At 62.0% G+C, this 18,896-nt stretch carries 19 protein-coding genes; 7 read left to right on the forward strand and 12 right to left on the reverse strand.

The features are described 5' to 3' along the window. Positions 1 to 376: 376 nt before the first annotated feature. The 10 genes from AC0L2A_RS30160 to AC0L2A_RS30205 form a co-directional block, all read right to left on the reverse strand. Positions 377 to 2,023: an MFS transporter gene (locus tag AC0L2A_RS30160; RefSeq protein WP_473611893.1), complete on the reverse strand. Its 1,647-nt coding sequence runs from the start codon at positions 2,021 to 2,023 to the stop codon at positions 377 to 379. Positions 2,024 to 2,349: 326 nt separating this feature from the next. Beyond that, positions 2,350 to 3,333: a beta-ketoacyl-ACP synthase III gene (locus tag AC0L2A_RS30165; RefSeq protein ID WP_473491937.1), complete on the reverse strand. Its 984-nt coding sequence runs from the start codon at positions 3,331 to 3,333 to the stop codon at positions 2,350 to 2,352. Further along, positions 3,330 to 4,595: an adenosylmethionine--8-amino-7-oxononanoate transaminase gene (locus AC0L2A_RS30170; protein ID WP_473611894.1), complete on the reverse strand. Its 1,266-nt coding sequence runs from the start codon at positions 4,593 to 4,595 to the stop codon at positions 3,330 to 3,332. The genes AC0L2A_RS30165 and AC0L2A_RS30170 overlap by 4 nt, the downstream gene beginning before the upstream one ends. After that, a complete protein-coding gene (bioD, locus tag AC0L2A_RS30175) occupies positions 4,595 to 5,230 on the reverse strand; it encodes a dethiobiotin synthase (RefSeq protein ID WP_008874741.1) in 636 nt (211 codons plus the stop codon). The genes AC0L2A_RS30170 and bioD overlap by 1 nt, the downstream gene beginning before the upstream one ends. Then, positions 5,227 to 6,366, reverse strand: coding sequence for an 8-amino-7-oxononanoate synthase (locus AC0L2A_RS30180; RefSeq protein WP_473611896.1), 1,140 nt, complete (start codon positions 6,364 to 6,366; stop codon positions 5,227 to 5,229). The genes bioD and AC0L2A_RS30180 overlap by 4 nt, the downstream gene beginning before the upstream one ends. Then, complete coding sequence (gene bioB / locus AC0L2A_RS30185; RefSeq protein ID WP_473492065.1) at positions 6,363 to 7,331, reverse strand: biotin synthase BioB; 969 nt, start codon at positions 7,329 to 7,331, stop codon at positions 6,363 to 6,365. Before bioB ends, AC0L2A_RS30180 begins: the two co-directional genes overlap by 4 nt. A 225-nt stretch (positions 7,332 to 7,556) precedes the next feature. Further along, positions 7,557 to 8,444, reverse strand: coding sequence for a carboxylating nicotinate-nucleotide diphosphorylase (gene nadC / locus AC0L2A_RS30190; protein WP_473491933.1), 888 nt, complete (start codon positions 8,442 to 8,444; stop codon positions 7,557 to 7,559). Continuing rightward, positions 8,441 to 9,988, reverse strand: a complete 1,548-nt coding sequence (locus tag AC0L2A_RS30195; RefSeq protein WP_473491932.1) for an L-aspartate oxidase — start codon at positions 9,986 to 9,988, stop codon at positions 8,441 to 8,443. Before AC0L2A_RS30195 ends, nadC begins: the two co-directional genes overlap by 4 nt. Then, a complete protein-coding gene (gene nadA, locus AC0L2A_RS30200; protein ID WP_473611897.1) occupies positions 9,985 to 10,959 on the reverse strand; it encodes a quinolinate synthase NadA in 975 nt (324 codons plus the stop codon). Before nadA ends, AC0L2A_RS30195 begins: the two co-directional genes overlap by 4 nt. A gap of 65 nt (positions 10,960 to 11,024) precedes the next feature. After that, positions 11,025 to 11,987: an NUDIX hydrolase gene (locus AC0L2A_RS30205; RefSeq protein ID WP_473491928.1), complete on the reverse strand. Its 963-nt coding sequence runs from the start codon at positions 11,985 to 11,987 to the stop codon at positions 11,025 to 11,027. A 173-nt stretch (positions 11,988 to 12,160) separates the two neighbouring features. On the opposite strand from AC0L2A_RS30205, the gene panB reads away from it, so the two are divergent. From panB to AC0L2A_RS30225, 4 genes are all read left to right on the forward strand, one after another. Next, the gene (panB, locus tag AC0L2A_RS30210) at positions 12,161 to 12,997 is read left to right on the forward strand and encodes a 3-methyl-2-oxobutanoate hydroxymethyltransferase (protein ID WP_473491927.1); all 837 of its coding nucleotides are present in this window, start codon (positions 12,161 to 12,163) and stop codon (positions 12,995 to 12,997) included. Then, positions 12,994 to 13,893: a pantoate--beta-alanine ligase gene (panC, locus tag AC0L2A_RS30215; RefSeq protein WP_473611899.1), complete on the forward strand. Its 900-nt coding sequence runs from the start codon at positions 12,994 to 12,996 to the stop codon at positions 13,891 to 13,893. Before panB ends, panC begins: the two co-directional genes overlap by 4 nt. A gap of 110 nt (positions 13,894 to 14,003) precedes the next feature. Next, positions 14,004 to 14,729: a LuxR family transcriptional regulator gene (locus AC0L2A_RS30220; protein ID WP_473611900.1), complete on the forward strand. Its 726-nt coding sequence runs from the start codon at positions 14,004 to 14,006 to the stop codon at positions 14,727 to 14,729. Between the two features lie 95 nt (positions 14,730 to 14,824). Next, entirely contained in the window at positions 14,825 to 15,454 is a 630-nt protein-coding gene (locus tag AC0L2A_RS30225; protein WP_473611901.1) for an acyl-homoserine-lactone synthase, read from the forward strand. A 741-nt stretch (positions 15,455 to 16,195) separates the two neighbouring features. Here AC0L2A_RS30225 and AC0L2A_RS30230 read toward each other — a convergent pair. After that, entirely contained in the window at positions 16,196 to 16,486 is a 291-nt protein-coding gene (locus tag AC0L2A_RS30230; protein WP_473611903.1) for a hypothetical protein, read from the reverse strand. A 3-nt stretch (positions 16,487 to 16,489) separates the two neighbouring features. Continuing rightward, positions 16,490 to 16,879, reverse strand: coding sequence for a hypothetical protein (locus AC0L2A_RS30235; RefSeq protein WP_473586349.1), 390 nt, complete (start codon positions 16,877 to 16,879; stop codon positions 16,490 to 16,492). A gap of 423 nt (positions 16,880 to 17,302) precedes the next feature. On the opposite strand from AC0L2A_RS30235, the gene queC reads away from it, so the two are divergent. From queC to queE, 3 genes are all read left to right on the forward strand, one after another. Further along, on the forward strand, positions 17,303 to 18,001 hold the full coding sequence (gene queC, locus AC0L2A_RS30240) for a 7-cyano-7-deazaguanine synthase QueC (protein ID WP_473611904.1): 699 nt from the start codon (positions 17,303 to 17,305) through the stop codon (positions 17,999 to 18,001). Next, positions 18,001 to 18,357, forward strand: coding sequence for a 6-carboxytetrahydropterin synthase QueD (queD, locus tag AC0L2A_RS30245; RefSeq protein WP_065010611.1), 357 nt, complete (start codon positions 18,001 to 18,003; stop codon positions 18,355 to 18,357). Before queC ends, queD begins: the two co-directional genes overlap by 1 nt. Continuing rightward, positions 18,354 to 18,896 (forward strand): 7-carboxy-7-deazaguanine synthase QueE (gene queE, locus AC0L2A_RS30250; RefSeq protein ID WP_473611905.1); only part of this gene is annotated, 543 nt, incomplete at its 3' end. The genes queD and queE, both read left to right, overlap by 4 nt.

Here is an 18,896-nt window from a genome sequence, read left to right on the forward strand (position 1 = left end):
GAAAGGTCGAGCGCCAGCGCCGTCTTCGAACAGGCCTGGCTCCGGCTGGCCCACCGCCAGCCGCTAGCGAGTCAGATACTCTTCTGCCAGTCTCTGAGCCGCACAGCGCTGCTGAAGCGCACGTCGAACGTGATGCTGATCGGCTTGTGCGCAGGCGCGACCACCAGCGCTCGAAGCCCATGCCCTCCTTCTTGCCGTCGCGCGCCGCATCGAAGATGGCCAGAACGGACCGTTCCTGCCCCCGGCCTCGAGCCCCGCGCGGCATGGGTATTCGCGAGAGAGCGCCGGACGCATAGGCTCCGCGTACTGGCGATGCGGCCTTCGCGCTGCTTGAAATCGACCGGCGCGGCAGAATGCGATCGCTTTCGTGATCACGTCACCTGGGAGGACGAGAAAAGATTGTTGAGGCACGGGTACGAGCTGCCTCAGTCGTTCGTTCGATCGACAGCACTGTGTGCGGAGGACGCTCTCCATCATGCAGTGCCAGGAGACGCTGGCCGATTTCCTTATCCGCTGCCGTGAGCCGATGATTCAGGCGCAGAAAATCCATCCAGGTTGGCGTGCGGAATGTCTCTGTCCAACTCGAAGGCTTTTGAAGATTTCGCTGCAGCGTCCAGTTTCGCGCACCGGCACGGCTCTGAACATGGCGCCTTGCGCGCATGTAGCCCAGAAAGGTCTCGATATTCTCTTCGGATATAAGATACTCGACCTTGACGACTATGGGGCCACTCCTGGGCTTCAACTCGAGTGCCAGCTCCGGCGCGTGAAAATCCGAACTTTCCTGATCCGTTTCTTCCCATGGACGGACCGGCAACAGTATCCCCGCAGCTGCAACCAGCAACAGAGCGCCTGCGGCGCCCTCCAGAGCCCAGGCTAAGGAGTAGTCCTGTGCGACAGTACCCCAGATCCAGCTGCCGGCCGCCATACCCCCTGCGCTCAGGGCGTAGTATATCGACAGTGTGCGGCCGACGACCCACCTTGGGCTTGCCAGCTGCACCGACACGTCGATGCCCGTCCAGGTGATAAGCCAACCCGCGCCACCAAGTGCCAGCGAAACGGCCGCCACGGCGACCGATGATGTGAGTGCAAGGGAAAGGCAACATGCTGCACAAGCAACAGAGGCGAACGATACCAGCCTGTTTTGAGACGTGATCCGCCTTAGAAAGCTATTGCTCATGCCCGCGACGAAAGCACCCATGCCGAAGCCGGCCAGCAAGATGCCGTAGACGATTGGGCCGCTTTTCAGCTGATCCCGGACGACTAGTGGGAGTAGCGCAAGGATGGAGATGCTTGCCAGCCCGAAAAAGGTCGCACGGGCAATCGCTGCCCTGATCTCCAAGGACAATACCGTGAAGCGCACTCCGTCATGAATTGCCATCGTCATTCGCTCACGAGGGAGAGGTGAAGTGCGAACATTCCATCTAGTGCGCCATAATGCGCCTAGAGGCGCCAGATCACTCAGCGCGGCCAAGGCGAAAGCGGTCAGCGGTCCAAAGAAGGCCAGGATCACGCCCCCCAAAGCCGGTCCTATGCTGCGGACCGTGTTGTACCCGACAGACATCAGCGTCACCGCGGCCGGAATGTCACGTTTGTCGAGGATATCGCCGACCGAGGCATGCCATGCCGGATCCGTGAGCGCAAAGCCGCAGCCGGCCAGGAAACCTAATCCGAGAATTAGCCAGGGACCGGCAAATCCCAGACCCACAGAAATCATCAGCGTCGTTGATGCCAATGCTATCAGGCAGTGCCCCGTAAACATCACCCATCGGCGGCTGAAGTTGTCGGCGATGGCTCCGGCAAGAATTGAGAGGAAGAATACCGGCAACGTGGATGCGGCCTGCACGAGTGCAACCATCAGATCCGAAGCGGAAATCGTGGCCATCAGCCAACTGATGGCGACCGTTTGCACGAGCCACCCGAGGCTGGATATTTGTGTGGCCGTCCAGATCGAGCGAAACACCGGGTTCCGAAATGGAGCCAGCGTTGTTGAGACAGGCAGATGAGCATTTTTTTCGGACTGCATGACGGTTGATGCCTTCGGGGGGCCGGTTATTCAATTCACGGCTGCCACTACTGCTGTTACGATGTTGACCAATAAGGGCCGACATATCGAGGATGACTTCATCGCAATGAGGAGTTGGATACCTCCGCTCTCCTGGACTGGCGCCAACCACTCCTCGCCCAGCAAAGTAGCGTTGCCGATCGTCCTGCTCGAGAAATCGTCTGCAGGGTTTTCGCTCTCGCGTCATCAAACCAGTGCCCATGCAGCTTGCCGGCGACTATTTTTTCGCATTGGGCCCGTTTTGCTAGTGTCATTCGTGACAAATCCTGTGCATGGCCGTCGTACCGCTAAATTCCGAGGATGAGGGCGCCTCCGGTGAGGCCGGCACCCGCCGCCGCAAGGAGAATCTTTTCGCCCGCCCGAAACGGCTGCGTCCGATGGGCGAGCGACAGCGAGAGCGGGATGGTCGCGGCGGAAGAGTTGCCGTACTCGGCGATCGTCTTGACGATTGCCTGATCCGCTATTCCGAGGTTCCTCCCGACCACATCGAAAATCCGAGCATTGGCCTGATGCGGCACGAAACGATCAATGTCTTGCGGCAGCATTCGGGCAGAAGTGAGCGCGTCCTGCGAGCAGGCCGTCATCATGTCCACGGCCTTGCTGAACACTTCACGGCCGTTGGCGATCGTCATGCGGGTCTGCCCGAGGTCCATGCCGCCGTGGAACGGTGTGTTGCTTCCTCCGGCGGGAATCTGGATCAGCCCGTAGCGCGAGCCGTCCGAAGCCAACGCGGCGCCGAGAATGCCCCGATCCGGGTCATCGCACGGGGCAATCACCACGGCGCCGGCGGCGTCCGCAAACAGCACGGCACTGGCGCGCTCCGCCGGATTGATGCGGCGGCTGAGGATGTTGGCGGCGATGACAAGGCTCGCCTTCCCGTGCAGACGGGTGAAGCTGTCGGCGAACATAAGCGCATAGATGAAGCCGGCGCAGGCGCCGGTCAGATCGACCGCGCCGGCGCAGCTGAGCCCCAGCCGATGCGCGACCAGCGGCGCGCTGGGCGGCAAAAGGTGATCGGGTGTCGAGGTGGCAAGCAGCAAAAGACCGATGTCGCCACGGTCGATGCCGGCATTCGCCAGCGCCATGTCGCCGGCGTGCGCGGCAAGACCCGACAGCGTGTCTTGGTCCGTTGCCCAGAAGCGCGAGCGTATCCCGGTCCGCTGCTCGATCCAGCCGGGCTCAAGCCCGAGACGGATTTCGATTTCCGGATTCTCGACCTTGCGCGACGGCGCATCATGACCCAAGCCGAGAATGGTCGACGATCTCTTCATGGCCGGGAACCGAAGCGTTCGCCGGCCTCCTCGATGGCATCATAGAGCCTGTCCAGCTCGTTGCCGGTGATGCAGTAGGGCGGCAGAAGATAAAGGACATTGCCGAGCGGGCGCACCAACAGGCCGCGTTCGAGAAAAAAGGCGCGCAGTTTTGGCCCGATCTCGGCCAGATAGCCGGCTGAGCCGGCGCGCAGATCGAGAGCTGCGATCGTGCCGGTCGCCCGGCAATCTGTGAAGTTGGTATTGTTGCGAAAGCGTCGAAGCCCGACGGCCAGCCCGGCACTCAAGGCCGCAATCCGCTCGGCCACCGGCTCGTCCCGCCAGATCTCGATATTGGCAAATGCTGCCGCGCAAGCGATCGGATTGGCGGTATAGGAACTCGAGTGGAAAAAGGTCTTCTTCCGGTCCTCGCAATAGTGGGCCCGGAAGATGGTGTCGGTGGCAAGCGTGGCCGCCAGCGGGATTGCGCCGCCAGTCAAGCCCTTCGAGGTGCACAGGATATCAGGAGAAATCGATGCCTGGTCGCAGGCGAACATGGTTCCGGTGCGCCCCCAGCCGGTCATCACCTCGTCGGCGATCAGCAGCGTGCCGGAGGCCTCAGTGATCTTTTTCAATTCGGCCAGAACCCAGGCCGGATACATCAGCATGCCGCCGGCGCCGAGCACCAGCGGCTCGAGGATCAGCGCGGCGGCGCGGCGGTCGCGAGAGAAAGCCTCGTATCTATCCAGCGTTTCCTGCTCGCGCCCTGCGGCCGGAAACGGAATGGTGTCGACCTCGAACAGCAGGGGTTCGTAGGCGGCGTTGAACACGCCGCGGGCTCCGACGCTCATCGTGCCGATCGTGTCGCCATGATAGCTGTGTTCCATGACGACGATGCGCGAACGCGGCGCGCCGATATTGCGGTAATAGCCGAGCGCCATCTTCAGCGCGACTTCGACGGACGTGGATCCACTGTCGGAATAGAAGACCCAGTCGAGGCCTGCCGGCACTATTTCGATCAGCGCCGAGGCTAATTGCTCTGCCGGCTGATGGGTGAGACCGGCGAAGATCACCTGGTCGAGCATCTCAGTCGCATTCCGGATTGCTTCCATGATCCGTGGATGGCGGTGCCCGTGGGTGACCACCCACCAGGAGGAGATTGCATCGAGGATATGCCTTCCGTCATTCGTCTCTAGCCAAACCCCTTCCGTGCGGACAACGGACGGCATGGCCGGCTCGATCGCGTGCTGGGTGAATGGATGCCAGACCGGCGACCGCGACATCATTCGCCTCCGGCAATCTTGGCGAGGTCGAAGCCGGCAAACATCGCCTTCCGCAGAGTTTCGCGCGTCAACGGAACGAGGTGTGGCAGCCTGCCGAGCTGACGCACCGCGCCGAATTCGGTGATTGTCCTTTGCGTATCGGCTACCTCTTCGCCGATGAAGGCGATGCCGATCAGCGGGATGGAGCGAGCCCGCAGGGCTTCGATCGACAGCAGAGTGTGGTTGATCGTGCCGAGCTCGGTGCGGGCGCACAGAATGACCGGCAGCCGCCATTCAGCGAAGATGTCAATAAATCTTGTCTGTCGGTTGATCGGCACCATCAGTCCGCCAGCGCCTTCGATGACGAGCGGTGTCGGCAGGACCGGAAATGCAAGATCGGCAGCCTCAATCGAGACGCCGTCGATTTCGGCTGAACGATGCGGCGACAGCGGGCTCTTCAAGCGGTGAGCTTCCGGCAGCACGCGCCCTGACGGCAGGCCGGCGAGCCGTTCAACCGCCTCACTGTCGGTCTCCTCATCGAGACCAGATTGCACCGGCTTCCAGTAAAAGCCGTCGAGCAGCCCGGCCAGCCCAGCCGAGAACACGGTCTTGCCTATTCCGGTGTCTGTTCCGGTGACGACGATACGCGTGGTCATGCCGTGGCCAACACCTCGACGAGCGTCTCGACCATGGCCGAAATGTCAGGCTTGCCGACATTCAGCGTCAGCGAAATGCGCAGCCGCGACGTGCCCTCCGGCACGGTCGGCGGGCGAATGCCGCGTATGTCGAAGCCGCGGGCCTGCAATGCCGCCGCCATCAACATGGTGCGGCTGACGTCGCCAATGACAAGTGGCTGGATCTGCGAGCCGCTGCGCGCCACGCCACAGCGCTCGGCCAGTTGGCGGCCCGCGAAGGCAACGTACTCGTGCAGCTGAACGCGGCGCATCGGCTCGTCGACCAGGATTGCGAGCGCTTCGCGCGCCGCCACCGCCATTAGCGGCGATGGCGCGGTGGCGTAGATAAAGGGCCGGCAGCGGTTGACAATATAGTCGCACAGCACTCCCGGCCCAGTGACGAGTGCGCCGGATGCGCCGAGCGACTTGCCGCATGTGTGGAGCGCGACAATGTTGTCGCGGCCCTCGAAAGCGGCGGCCAGCCCCCGGCCGTCCGGTCCCCAGACGCCGGTGGCATGCGCCTCGTCGACCACTATGAATGCCTCGTACCGATCGGCAAGCGCGACCAGGCTCTCCATCGGCGCGCAGTCGCCATCCATGCTGTACAGGCCTTCGACTGCGATCCAGATATGCCCCATGCCACCTTCGGCGCGCCAGCGCCTGATCGCGTCCTCAAAAGCATCTATGTCGTTGTGCGTGGCCGGCCTGAACTCGGCGCGTCCAGCCCGCGCCCCTTCATGCATGCTGGCATGCGCGAGTTCGTCGAGGATCAGCAGGTCACCCTTTCGCGGCAGGGCGCTCAGCAGGGCGAAGTTGGCGATGTAGCCGCTGCCGAAGAACAGCGCCCGCTCGGCCCCGAAGAACGCCGCCGCATCTGCCTCCAATGCCTCATGCTCCGGCGCGTTGCCGCGCAGGAGCCGCGATCCGGTAGCGCCGACCGGGGTGCCCCCCTCGATTGCCGCCGCGACTGCATCGCCAAGTCTCTTCGAGGCAGCAAGCCCGAGATAATCGTTGGACGAGAAGTCGAGCCCGGCGCGCGGCGCCAGTGTCCGCAGCCGGCCCTTGCGTGCCAGACCCTGCAAGGTTGCTTCATAGCGGGCAAGCGGCGGCTCGTTCATCTTGCCTCGCGTGGCATCGGCTCAATGCCGAGACGCCTGAATAGACGATTATCCTTGTCCTCGCCGGGATTGTCCGCCGTCAGCAGCATGTCGCCGACAAAGATCGAATTGGCGCCGGCAAAGAAGCACAGCGCCTGCGTTTCGTCGCTCATCGCCGTCCTGCCGGCGGAGAGCCTTACATAGGACTTCGGCATCATGATGCGGGCGAGCGCAATGGTGCGGACGAAATCGATCGGATCGATGGGCTCGGCCTCGGCAAGCGGCGTGCCTTCGATGGGGATGAGCATGTTGATCGGCACGCTTTCCGGCGGCTCGGGCAGGTTCGCCAGTGTGACCAGCATGTCGATGCGATCGGCCTTTTCCTCTCCCATCCCGACAATGCCGCCGCAGCAGACCTTCATGCCAACCTCGCGCACGTGCCCAAGTGTTTCCAGCCGGTCGGCAAAGGTCCTGGTTGAAACAACCTCGCCGTAATAGCGCTCGGACGTGTCGATGTTGTGGTTGTAGTAGTCGAGACCGGCCGCCTTCAGGCGCTGCGCCTGACTGAGGTCCAGCATTCCGAGCGTCATGCACGTCTCCATGCCGAGCGCCTTCACGCCCTCGATCATGGCGACCACGGAGCCCATGTCGCGTTCCTTCGGACTGCGCCATGCGGCGCCCATGCAATAGCGGGTGGCGCCGGCGTCCCGCGCCTTGATCGCTTCGGCAATGACACGCTCCACCTCCATCAGCTTGGACGCCCTCAGGCCGGTTTCGTAATGCGTAGACTGGCTGCAATAGCCGCAATCCTCCGGGCATCCGCCGGTCTTGATGCTGAGCAGCCGCGACAGCTGCACCCGGTTGCGATCGAAGTTCTGGCGGTGGATTGTCTGAGCCAGGAAGAGCAGGTCATTGAACGGCATCCCGTGGATAGCCTCGGCCTCTTTGCGGTTCCATCGGGATAGTGCCCCCTCGATCGATTGCATGGCTTGCTTCACGTCGCACTCCGAGTTCGTTCCAATCGTCATCATCAAAAGCTTTGTCGCTGGTCCGACAGCGCGTGCAGGAGTCTGTCGACCCTCCTCGGGTTCGCTATGATCGTCGATCAGCCCGATGAGCCTGAACCAGTTGGAGGGTGCGCCGCACAAAGATGCAGGCTCGCATGGAGCAGTTCCTGCGTCGGCGCGCTCCAGCGGAGGTGGGAATGCCTTTCATTCCATCTCCATCAGTTCAAGCGCGCGCTGATGCGCCGGCATATCCAGGCCGATGTCGAGGATGGGCGCGCTGTGTGTCAGCCATCCGACTGAGATGAGGTCGACCCCCGTCGCAGCAATCAACGGAGCCGTTTTCGGCGTCACCCGACCGGAAGCCTCGGTGATGGCGCGGCCACCGACGATTGCCACGGCGCGCGCAAGGTCCTCAACCGACATATTGTCGAGCAGCACTGCGTCGACTCCCAGCGTGAGCGCTACATCGAGCTGCTCCAGCGTGTCGACCTCGACCTCGATCTTCACCATGTGGCCTGCGGCGGCGCGCGCCCGCTCTATTGCCGTGCGAATGTCGCCGGCGATCGCGATGTGGTTGTCCTTGATCAGCACGGCGTCGTCGAGCCCGAAGCGGTGATTGGCGCCGCCGCCGACGCGTACCGCATATTTCTCCAGCGCGCGCAGGCCGGGCGTGGTCTTTCGCGTGCACACGATCTTCGCCTTGTGGCCACGCACGGCCTCGACCATCGCCGCTGTGGCAGTGGCGATGCCGCTCAGGCGGCACAGAAAATTGAGCGCCGTGCGCTCGGCCGTGAGCAGGCCTCGCGCCGGTCCGCACAACTTGGCGATAGTCTCGCCCGCCGCGACATCGCTGCCGTCAGCTCGCCAGATGTGCATGTCGATCGCAGGCTCGACGAGCATGAAGGCGAAGGCGGCCAGATCGAGACCGGCAACGATGCCCATCTGTCGCGACTTGAGCACCAAGGTGGCCGTGCGATCACGCGGGATCACGGCGTCGCTGGTCAGATCACCGCATCTGCCCAGGTCTTCGAGAAGAGCACCGCGCACGATCGGCTCGATCAGGGTTGAGGGAAGGGGTGAGAACGAATTCATGTCAGGGTGCTCCGTATCGGCGCCCGCCAGCTGAGTGCGACGGCGGTCTGTATTGCGCTGCACAGTGTCAGCCGTGACTGGCGCGCATCTGCATCGCGTCCGGGGAAATCGGAACGATAGTGCGAGCCGCGGCTCTCTTCGCGCCGCAGGGCCGCAATGGCGATCATCAGCGCGACCAAGGCGGGGTCGGAGGCAGCGCTGTCGTGAGCTGCGATCGGCAACAGGGTCGCCACCCCGTCGCGTAGCGTCTCGCTATCGCGGATGATGCCGAGCGCGGCCGAGACGATTGGGCGGATGCCGGAGGCGTCTGGCCGTCGAGGCACGAATGCGGAACACACGCGCGGACGCCGGGTGTGTGATACGTCGGCGACGCTTTCAGCAACCCAGCTCGCTGTGACCGCCGCTTCGATAAGCGAGTTGCTGGCGAGTCGGTTCGCGCCGTGCAGACCGGTGCATGCGACCTCGCCACATGCCCACAATCCCTCGATGGAGCTGCGGCCGGCAGCGTCTACAGCGACACCGCCCATGTGATAATGTGCCGCCGGGCGCACCGGGATCGGGTCGGTCGCGGGATCGATGCCGGCCTGGTGGCACAAATCGGCGATCGCCGGAAAGCGCTTGTCAAATCTGAGGCCGAGACATTGCCTTGCGTCCAGGAACACACGGCGTCCGACAGCGAGCTGATGCCAAACCGCGCGCGCAACCACGTCGCGAGGCGCAAGCTCGCCCCCGGGGGTTTCAGCGAGGAAACGCTCTCCTTGCTCGTCGATGAGCACAGCACCCTCGCCGCGCACCGCTTCGCTCACCAGCGGCATCGGCCGCCGCGGACCCTCGAGGGCGGTCGGGTGGAACTGCACGAATTCTAGGTCGGCGAACTCCGCCCCGGCACAGGCGGCGAGCGCGAGCCCCTGTCCACATGAGCCAGGAGGGTTTGTCGTATCGCTAAACAAGCCGCCGATGCCGCCGGTCGCCAGGACCACGCGGCGCGTTGGCAAGGCGATTGCGCCCGTGCACCCGGCCGCGACCACGGCGATAATCGCCCCGTCTTCCACGACAAGCCGGCGGGCCTCCACGTTTTCCAGGATAGTGATGGAGGCTGTGCGCCGTGCCGCGGCGATCAGCGCGCGGACCAGCTCTCGACCGGTGGCATCGCCCGCCGCATGCACGATCCGCCGCTGCGAGTGCGCCGCCTCAAGCCCGAGCCGCAACGCGCCGTCAGCGCGTCGATCGAATGCGACACCGAACCGCTCTAGAGTCCTGATCGCTTCAGGTGCAGCTCGGACCGTTCGCCGCACAGTCGTCACGTCGCAGAGACCGTCGCCGGCCGCGACGGTGTCACAAAGATGAAGTTCGGGACTGTCCTCGCCGCCGACACTTGCCGCAAGACCGCCTTGGGCGAGCTCGCTGCAGGCTCCGGTTCCCAGCCCCGCATTGGACAGAAGCACAACCGGTTCCGGCGCCAGATGAAGCGCCGTCATCAGGCCTGCCACACCGGCGCCGATGATGACCGGCGCCCCGCCGATGTCATGAACGTCGAGGCTCATATGGAAATCATACGCTCGACCGAGCGGCGCGCGCGCCCTGCAATCCCGGGATCGATCCGAACCTCATGCCGGTTCTCCTCGAGTGCGACGCGAATGTTAGCCAGCGTGATGCGCTTCATGTGCGGACAGAGATTGCAGGGGCGGACGAACTCGACGTCGGGATGCGCGATCGCGATGTTGTCGCTCATCGAACATTCCGTCATCAACACTACGCGGGGTGGTTTTTCCCGCTCGACATAATCCGACATGGCCGCGGTGGAACCCGAAAAATCCGCCTCTGTGACAACGTCCGGGGGGCATTCGGGATGGGCCAGCACGATGACACCCGGATGTGCGGCGCGCAGTTCGCGAATATCGGCCGGGGTGAAGCGCTCATGCACCTCGCAACGACCCTTCCAGGCGATGATCCCAACCTTCGTCTCGGCGGCGACGTTCTTGGCGAGATATTCGTCGGGCAGCATGATCACACGCGGCGCGCCGAGCGATTCCACCACCGCCTTTGCGTTGCCCGAGGTGCAGCAGATGTCGGACTCGGCTTTCACAGCGGCGGAGGTGTTGACATAGGTGACAATGGGCACGCCGGGATAACTCTGTCGCATCAGCCGCACGTCTTGTGCCGTGATCGAATCGGCCAGCGAGCAACCAGCGCCGAGGTCGGGGATAAGCACGGTCTTTTTCGGATTAAGCAGCTTGGCCGTCTCGGCCATGAAATGCACGCCGGCAACGACGATGACTTGCGCCTCGACTGTCACAGCCTTGCGGGCCAGCGCCAGGCTGTCGCCGACAATGTCTGCGACGCAATGGTAGATCTCGGGCGTCTGATAGTTGTGCGCCAGGATGATGGCATTGCGCTCGCGCTTGAGCGCAAGGATGGCTTCGATATCGTCCACGAAAGACGGCCATTCAATCGGCGGGATCACGCGCCGGACGCGCTCGTAGAGGAACGCGGCCGTAGGCAGCACGGCGCTCATTGATGCCCCCGCTTATACTCTAGTTGAAGATAACCGGCATATACTTGCCGTGAGTATAAGGGATGTCAACCCCGCGCCAGCGGCAATTTTGTCCCGGCGACGGCCCTTTCGTCGAGAACGGCGTGGCGGAAGCGGTAGAGCTTCGCCGGCCGACCACCGGTTTCCGCAGTGGTCTCGCCGGTCTCCTCGACCAGTTCCTGTTGCTCGATCAGGCGGCGAAAGTTCGGCTTGTGGATGAGCCTGCCGGCGAGCGCCTCCACGGTTCGCTGCAGCTGCAGTAGCGTAAAGGTCGGTCGCATAAGCTCAAAGACGACGGGCCGGTATTTGATCTTGGAGCGCAGCCGCGCAATGCCCGTTGCCACGATACGGCGATGATCAGCGACCATGGATTTGCTCGGCACCAGGGGAAGCGGCGTCTCCCGTCCTCTTCCGGCCTCTTGGACCAGGCCTGCTTCATAAAGTAACTCATATCGCTGAAGCACGAGCTCCTCATTCCAATAACGGTCGTCGAAGCCAAAGGCGATCGCCGCCCGCTGCCGGCGTTCGCGTCGCGTGGCCGCGTCGCTCGCTCCGTCTGCCCAACCGATCAAGCGTGGTCGCACAACATCCAGCACCACCGGCGGGGTGCCGGAGCGGTGGTCCTCCCATGGAAAATAGTCGTACCAGCTTTGCCAGCCGCACTTGCATGAGCCCGTTGCCTGTTCTTTGCTGGTCAAAGCGAGATAGCTGATGGAGATGACGCGCTGCTGGCGTTCGGCGCCGATTCGGTCCCGATCGGCGAAGGTGTAAAGCTGCTCGATGTACCCCAAGGGCTGGCCGGTCTGCTGCTCGACCCACCCCCTCAAACCGGATTGCGGCGACCGGTGCTCAAGCGCAAAGGGTCCGGACGGCAGGGTGTCAGCCTGGCCGATGGTTAGGAGACAGGGGTCACTTTCATTTACGGCCACGACGACGGCGATCAGGTCCACTTTGACTTGGTCCGCCTTGCCGGCTTTGTCTTTCCTGGTTCCTGTTGCCTGATCGTCCATGTTCGTAAAAGTGGTTGACCCGAGCCCGGGAGCCTTAATCGATTTAATGTAAGCGAGGCTGTCCGCACGTCAACACCGCACAGCTGCATCCCCATTTTTAGCTCTTCGCACTTGCACAAAAATGTGCCAAACGCGACACCCGCGGCGGGTAACGCAAGGGAAGGAGGGATGGGTTGAGCGCAGCTGGTGATCGAAAGGGAATTGCACCGCTGGATGTTCGGATGCGGAAAGGCCAGACTCCACTCGTCTGCCTGACGGCATATACCACGCCGATCGCCAGTTTGGCCGATCGACACTGCGACATCGTTCTCGTCGGCGACAGCGTCGGCATGGTCCTGCACGGCCTCTCGTCGACGCTGAGCGTCACTCTCGACATGATGATCATGCACGGCCAGGCGGTGCGCCGCGGTCTGGTGCGAGCATTGATGGTCGTAGACCTGCCATTCGGTTCCTATGAAGAAAGCCCCGAGCAGGCCTTCCGCAACGCTGCGCGCCTGATGGCGGAGACCGGTTGTGCAGCGGTGAAGCTCGAGGGGGGGCAGACCATGGCCGAGACGATCCGCTTCCTCGCCGCGCGCGGCGTGCCTGTCATGGCCCATGTCGGCTTGACGCCGCAGGCGGTCAATACTCTCGGCGGCTACCGCGTCCAGGGGCGGGGAGACGATGCCGAGCGCATCAGGCGCGACGCCGGTGCGGTCACGGAAGCCGGCGCTTTCTCGGTGGTGCTGGAGAAAGTGCCCGAGCCGCTCGCACGGCGCATCACTGCGGAGATCGCCGTCCCCACAATCGGCATCGGCGCCTCGCCGGCCTGCGACGGCCAGATTTTGGTCAGCGATGATATGCTTGGGCTTTTCGGCTCTTTCCGGCCGAAATTCGTCAAACGCTACGCCGAACTAGGCAACCAGGCCGATGCGGCGATCGCGGCTTATGCCGCCGACGTGAGGGAACGGCGCTTTCCGGCAGCCGAACATCTCTACGCCAACGAGACGAAGGCCGGAGACGTCACATGAGCGTGCCGATCGTTCGAACCGTTGCCGAACTCCGCGCTGTTGCCGCGGGATGGCGTCGCTCAGGCGCCCGTGTCGCCGTTGTGCCGACCATGGGAGCCTTGCATGAAGGCCATCTGAGTCTCGTGCGGGCCGCGCTTCAGAAGGCCGAGCGGGTAGTCGTGACGCTGTTCGTCAATCCCAAGCAGTTCAACAGTGCCGCCGACCTTGCCGCCTATCCTCGGACGGAAAACGAAGATGCTGCCAAGCTCGTGCCGACAGGCGCACATCTGCTCTATGTACCGGATGCAGACGAGATGTATCCAGCGGGCTTCGCCACGGCCGTTTCGGTGTCCACTCTCAGCGAGGGCCTGTGCGGCGCCTTCCGGCCCGGCCATTTCGATGGCGTGGCGACGGTCGTGGCCAAGCTCTTCCTGCAGACCGGCGCTGACTTCGCCTTCTTTGGCGAAAAGGATTTCCAGCAGCTTCAGCTTGTCAGGCGCTTGGTCCGGGACCTTGACATCCCGATCACGGTGGTCGCATGTCCGACAGTCCGCGAAACCGATGGTCTTGCACTATCGTCGCGCAATAGCCGGCTCTCGCCAGCAGAACGCGCCATTGCCCCAAAGCTGGCTTCGGTCTTGCTCGACACGGCTGAGCGGCTTGCGCGTGGCTCTCCTGTCTTGCCCATGCTTGATGAAGCGCGTGCAACAATTCTGGCGACAGGCTATCGCGAGGTCGAGTACCTGGAACTTCGCGGCGAAACAGACCTGCAGCCGCTAGCAAGGCTTGACCGACCAGCACGCTTGCTTGTCGCGGCTTGGCTCGGCGACACGCGGCTCATCGATAACGTCTCAACATCCCCGGCTGGTAAGCGGCCAGGTGCGCGGCGTTCGCTTTACCGGGAAGCAGCAAAGTAATGCCGGCGATGATGGCGACCAAATCGTCCGCGTCGCATCGATGCGGGGTCGTTTAGACCCAGATTTCCCCTGGCATCGAGCAACATTCGAGGAGGTCGCGCAAAGGGCTGATGTATCGCGTATTCGAAAACTTCGTCGAGCAACTTTCTGCAAGCATCGATGCGGTCGACCTCCATGAGGCGATGGCGTCCGCCGCAGCCGGCTTCGACTTTCCGCTCTTCGCCTATTTCAGTTACCCGTCGGTCTCCGGCCAGACGCCGCGATTGATTTCAAATTATCCTTCATCCTGGACATCGCACTATCTGCAACTGCGCTACCACAGCCATGATCCGGTGATCCTGCGCGGGCTGCAAGGCTGGGATACTTTTGATTGGGGCGTGGATCGACCCCGCCAGTGTCTGCCGGCCTCGCAGCAAGAAATCCTGGAAAAAGCAGCTCACTTTGGCATTCGCGGCGGATTGACCATGTCCATGCATGACCATCGCGGCCGGTTTGCGGCGCTGACCTTCGCTTCCGACCAGTCCTGTCCGCCTCTCTTGCGGTCACTCACTCGCTACGAAAAAGCATTGCAGCTGGTCGCAATCAACTTTCATATACATGCCCGGCGCCAGCTCGCCGAAGATTGCGTGGTGGATGGCATAACGCTGACCCCACGGGAGTTCGAATCCCTGAAATGGGCGGCGCGCGGTAAGTCCGCCTGGGATATCAGCCAGATCCTCGGCGTCTCGAAACGCACCGTGACCTTCCATCTGGAAAACGCCAAGGCAAAGCTTGGCGTGCGAACCATAAACCAGGGCATAGCACGGCTGACTGCTTCCCGTCAGTGGAGATCCTGACCTCCTTTTGTTGGAAAGCTGTAAAGGTCTACAGGCTGCATCAATGTCGGCTTTGCTCTTCGATAGCGGGAACACATCCTGCACGGAGGCGACAGATGATTCAGCTGATAACACCTGAACTCTACGGCGAGTTTCCAAACGAGCTCAACGAAATGCACGGGCTCAGGCATCGGGTCTTCAAGGAAAGGCTGGATTGGGAAGTTCAGACCGAAAGCGAGATGGAAACAGACGCATTTGACAGCCTGAACCCCGTCTATCTGCTTCTCAAGGGATCCGACTGGCGAATTTGCGGTTGCGTCCGTCTTTTACCGACTACCGGACCGACAATGTTGCGCGATACCTTTCCGATGCTGCTGGGTGAGACTGCGGCGCCCGCGAGTGCCCGCATTTGGGAGAGCAGTCGTTTCGCACTCGATCTCCCTCCATCAGCGCCTAAGTCTGGCGGACTGGCGCAAGCAACATACGAGCTCTTCGCCGGCATGATCGAATTCGGCTTGGCGAATAATCTCACTCGGATTGTGACAGTGACCGATACGCGCATGGAACGGATCCTGCGTCTCGCAACGTGGCCGTTGACGCGCATCGGACAGCCGAAGCCGGTTGGTAACACGGAGGCGGTCGCCGGTTTTCTCGAGATTTCCCACGCTAGCCTCAAGCGCATCCGCTGGAGGGGACGTCTGAACGGACCTGTATTATGGCAACCGGTTCTCGGCCTGTCGGCGTAGCGCTTAACGATGCTCAGCCTGACCAATGCTCCTGCCAGCGGGCGCGACGTACGGTTGATATGCTGGCCGGACGGCGTAGTGCGAAGCTTACGACTATTCCGGTCGATTCCGCCGCACGACCTGGGCCCAGGAAGTTTTTAGGTGCAATCCGCAATTCCGGCGTTGCCACGCCAAATGGCGCGCCCCGTCGCAGACACCCGAGTTTTTGGACGCCGTAAAAGCCCGGATTTCTTTACGCCGCAAAAAAACAGCAACTTCGGAATCGTTCACAGAGCAGCCAAGGCCTGCACCGCTGGACGATGCTCCTCTCAGCGGTGCCTTCTGGTACCAAAAAAGCCCCGGCGCTGGGTCGATGCGCCGGGGCTTTGGGCACGTACGAGCTACACCAACATGTCCGCTTATGAACGTGCGCTAACAAAGTGAACGAATGGTGAATCGCGCAATAGCTCGCCGAACGGGGTTCGTATTCATGCTCCCATCTAAGAAGTGCTGGCATGGTCAACGCTGCCGTAGGCCTAAGAGCGACGCGTCGCGGCGATGTCGGCCATGCCGTCCCTTTAGTTGTGTGCGTCATGTTCTGCAAAGATGGCGTGGCATTAGCGGTGACGTTGGCGTGTCCGCCGCGCAGCCCCCGTGTTAGCGGAGCGGCGGACATGGCGGGCCGCGTCTCAGGCGGCCAGTGCCCTCAGGTTCTCTTTCTTGTGCTCGCGCAGATGATCCATGTTGAGGTAGCGGGTCACCTCAAGCCAGTTCTCGTGGATCTCCACTGATTGCGCGATTTTCCTGCTCGATTAACTGCAGAAGCGCGGCGTAACCGCCAAGCAGGCGCACCGGCGGAATATTTTCGCGCAATCCCTGTAACGTGAAGGAGAAGGTAACTAATGAGCGCGGCTCGTGCACGTGAGGTATATCCGAACGTGTGCAGCAGATCGTTGCGCTCTCCCCGGACACATCCGCGCGCCACAGAGCCTCGGTGGCCGGCCGCTCGGACGCGCAGGTGGAGCCAAAAATCCACAGATGCATTCCGGTCATATGCTAGCTGCCAAGCATATGACCGGCATTTCGCAAGGCGCCTAGGAAGAGACCGGCATGGACGGTGACATCGATCTTGGCCTGCATTGACAGGGGCATGCTGGCCCAGTTCTCCAATGGCGAAATGAAATGTGAGAAAGTGCCATTGACCATGCAAGAGCGGGTAACAAGGCCTTGTCTGTCCAACGCGACCACGCCCGTCTGGTCGGCTCGATATCGGATGGCTGCGATCCGCTGGACCTCCGAGTCACCATCGACCCGCACGTCGAAAACCAGGACACCGTGGCTCCTCGTGGCTATCTCTGCGGCTTTTTCGTTGAAGCTTAGGGAGAGTGAGCGGACGCTTTCGACCGCCATCTGGAAAATCGCCAAATCCAGTTCATCCAACGCCATGTAGGCTATTGCGCGCAATATAGGGGTGATTGCAACGGCGGATTCGTGTTCCAGATCGAACTGATCCTGAAGCGGGGCGCGCGCACTGTCCTTGAATTTGGGCTTCTGCACTCCCGCCGTTAACGAACTCCGTTCCTTCCTCGTTATTCGCCAATTTCGCGTGTGGCTTATGCAAGCATCCGTAACGCAGATTTGGATAGGTCAGCTTCTTTCCCAGCAATGCCTCGAGTCGCTTCGCATTTGTCCTTCTGAGCATATGCTTGGGTTTGGACATCCATGAAAGAGCCCGCTGTTGGCGCCCGGTGCGCCACGGCACGTCAGCGATCAGACTCCACCGGGTTCACAAAGTTGACTCGCTGGGGTAGGGGGAGCGCAGAGAAATCTCCGGTCGCAGCCTTACCCGGTCAAAACAAGGATACCACGATGAAGACTCTCGTCATCTGCTCCGGCGGATTGGACTCCGTTTCCCTTGCTCACAGCGTGGCAGCGGAGCACGAGCTCGCCGGCCTCCTGTCTTTCGATTACGGCCAACGGCACAGGAAAGAATTGGGCTTCGCCGCTCTCTGCGCGGAGCGACTGAACACTACGCACCAGATCATCAACATCCCCGAAATCGGCCGCGGCCTTTCCGGCTCAGCGCTCACCGATAATTTCGACGTGCCGGACGGCCACTACGCCGAAGACACGATGAAGATCACGGTAGTGCCGAACCGGAACGCCATCATGTTGGCAATTGCCTTCGGTCTCGCCACCGCGCACAAGGCCGAAGCGGTGGCGATGGCCGTCCATGGTGGGGACCATTTCATCTATCCAGATTGCCGTCCGGCCTTCATCGAAGCTTTCCAGATGATGCAAGACCGCGCGCTGGAAGGCTACGCAGAGATTCGCCTTTACACGCCTTACGTCAACCTCACGAAGGGCGACATCGTCCGGGATGGAGCAAGACACGGAACGCCATTTGCGGAGACCTGGTCGTGTTACAAGGGCGGCGAGCGTCACTGCGGACGGTGCGGGACCTGCGTGGAGCGGCGCGAGGCGTTTCATCTCGCGGGGCACGCTGATCCTACCGACTACCAAGACCCTGTCTTCTGGCTCGAGGCGCTGCGGAGGAGAAGCGTCTGATGTTCCGCATCACCAAGGAATTCCACTTCTCGGCCTCGCACCAGCTCACCTCTTTGCCGCCGGATCATCAGTGCGCGCGCCTGCACGGGCATAACTACATCGTCGAAGTGGAACTTTCGGCGAAGGATCTGGACGCGCACGGCTTCGTGCGCGACTATCACGATCTGGCGCCGCTCAAACGCTATATCGACGAGAGCCTCGACCATCGGCACCTCAACGAGGTGCTGGGACATGAGCAAGTCACGGCGGAATACTTGGCCAGACATTTCTATGAATGGTGCAAGGCACGTCTGCCGGAAACCGCGGCCGTGCGGGTGAGCGAAACCCCGAAAACCTGGGCGGAATACCGGCCGTGACGGACACGCGTCCCGCAATCCGTGTGAGCGAGATATTTGGGCCCACGATCCAGGGCGAGGGAGTGCTCATCGGTTTGCCTACAGTCTTCATCAGAACCGGCGGGTGTGACTACCGGTGCTCCTGGTGCGACAGCCTCCATGCGGTGGACAGTCAATTTCGCCACGAATGGGAGATGATGCCAATCGATGCGGTGTGGCAAAGCGTCGTTGGGTTTTCCGGTGGCCGGCCAGTGATGGTGTCGCTGTCAGGCGGTAATCCGGCCATTCAGCCCTTCGGTGCGCTGATCGAGCGAGGCCATGGTGAAGGTTACCGTTTTGCGCTGGAAACCCAGGGTTCGGTGGTCAGTGACTGGTTTGCGGATCTTGATGTGCTGGTTCTCAGCCCAAAGCCGCCGTCAAGCGAAATGAGGACCGATTGGGCTGCATTCCAGGCGTGCATAGAAGCGGCGCAGCAGAAGCCGCAAATCGTGCTCAAGCTCGTTGTTTTCGACGAGAATGACTACGCCTACGCCAAAGACGCCGCGGCGCGATTTCCGCAC

Source organism: Mesorhizobium sp. WSM4844, assembly GCF_055811775.1.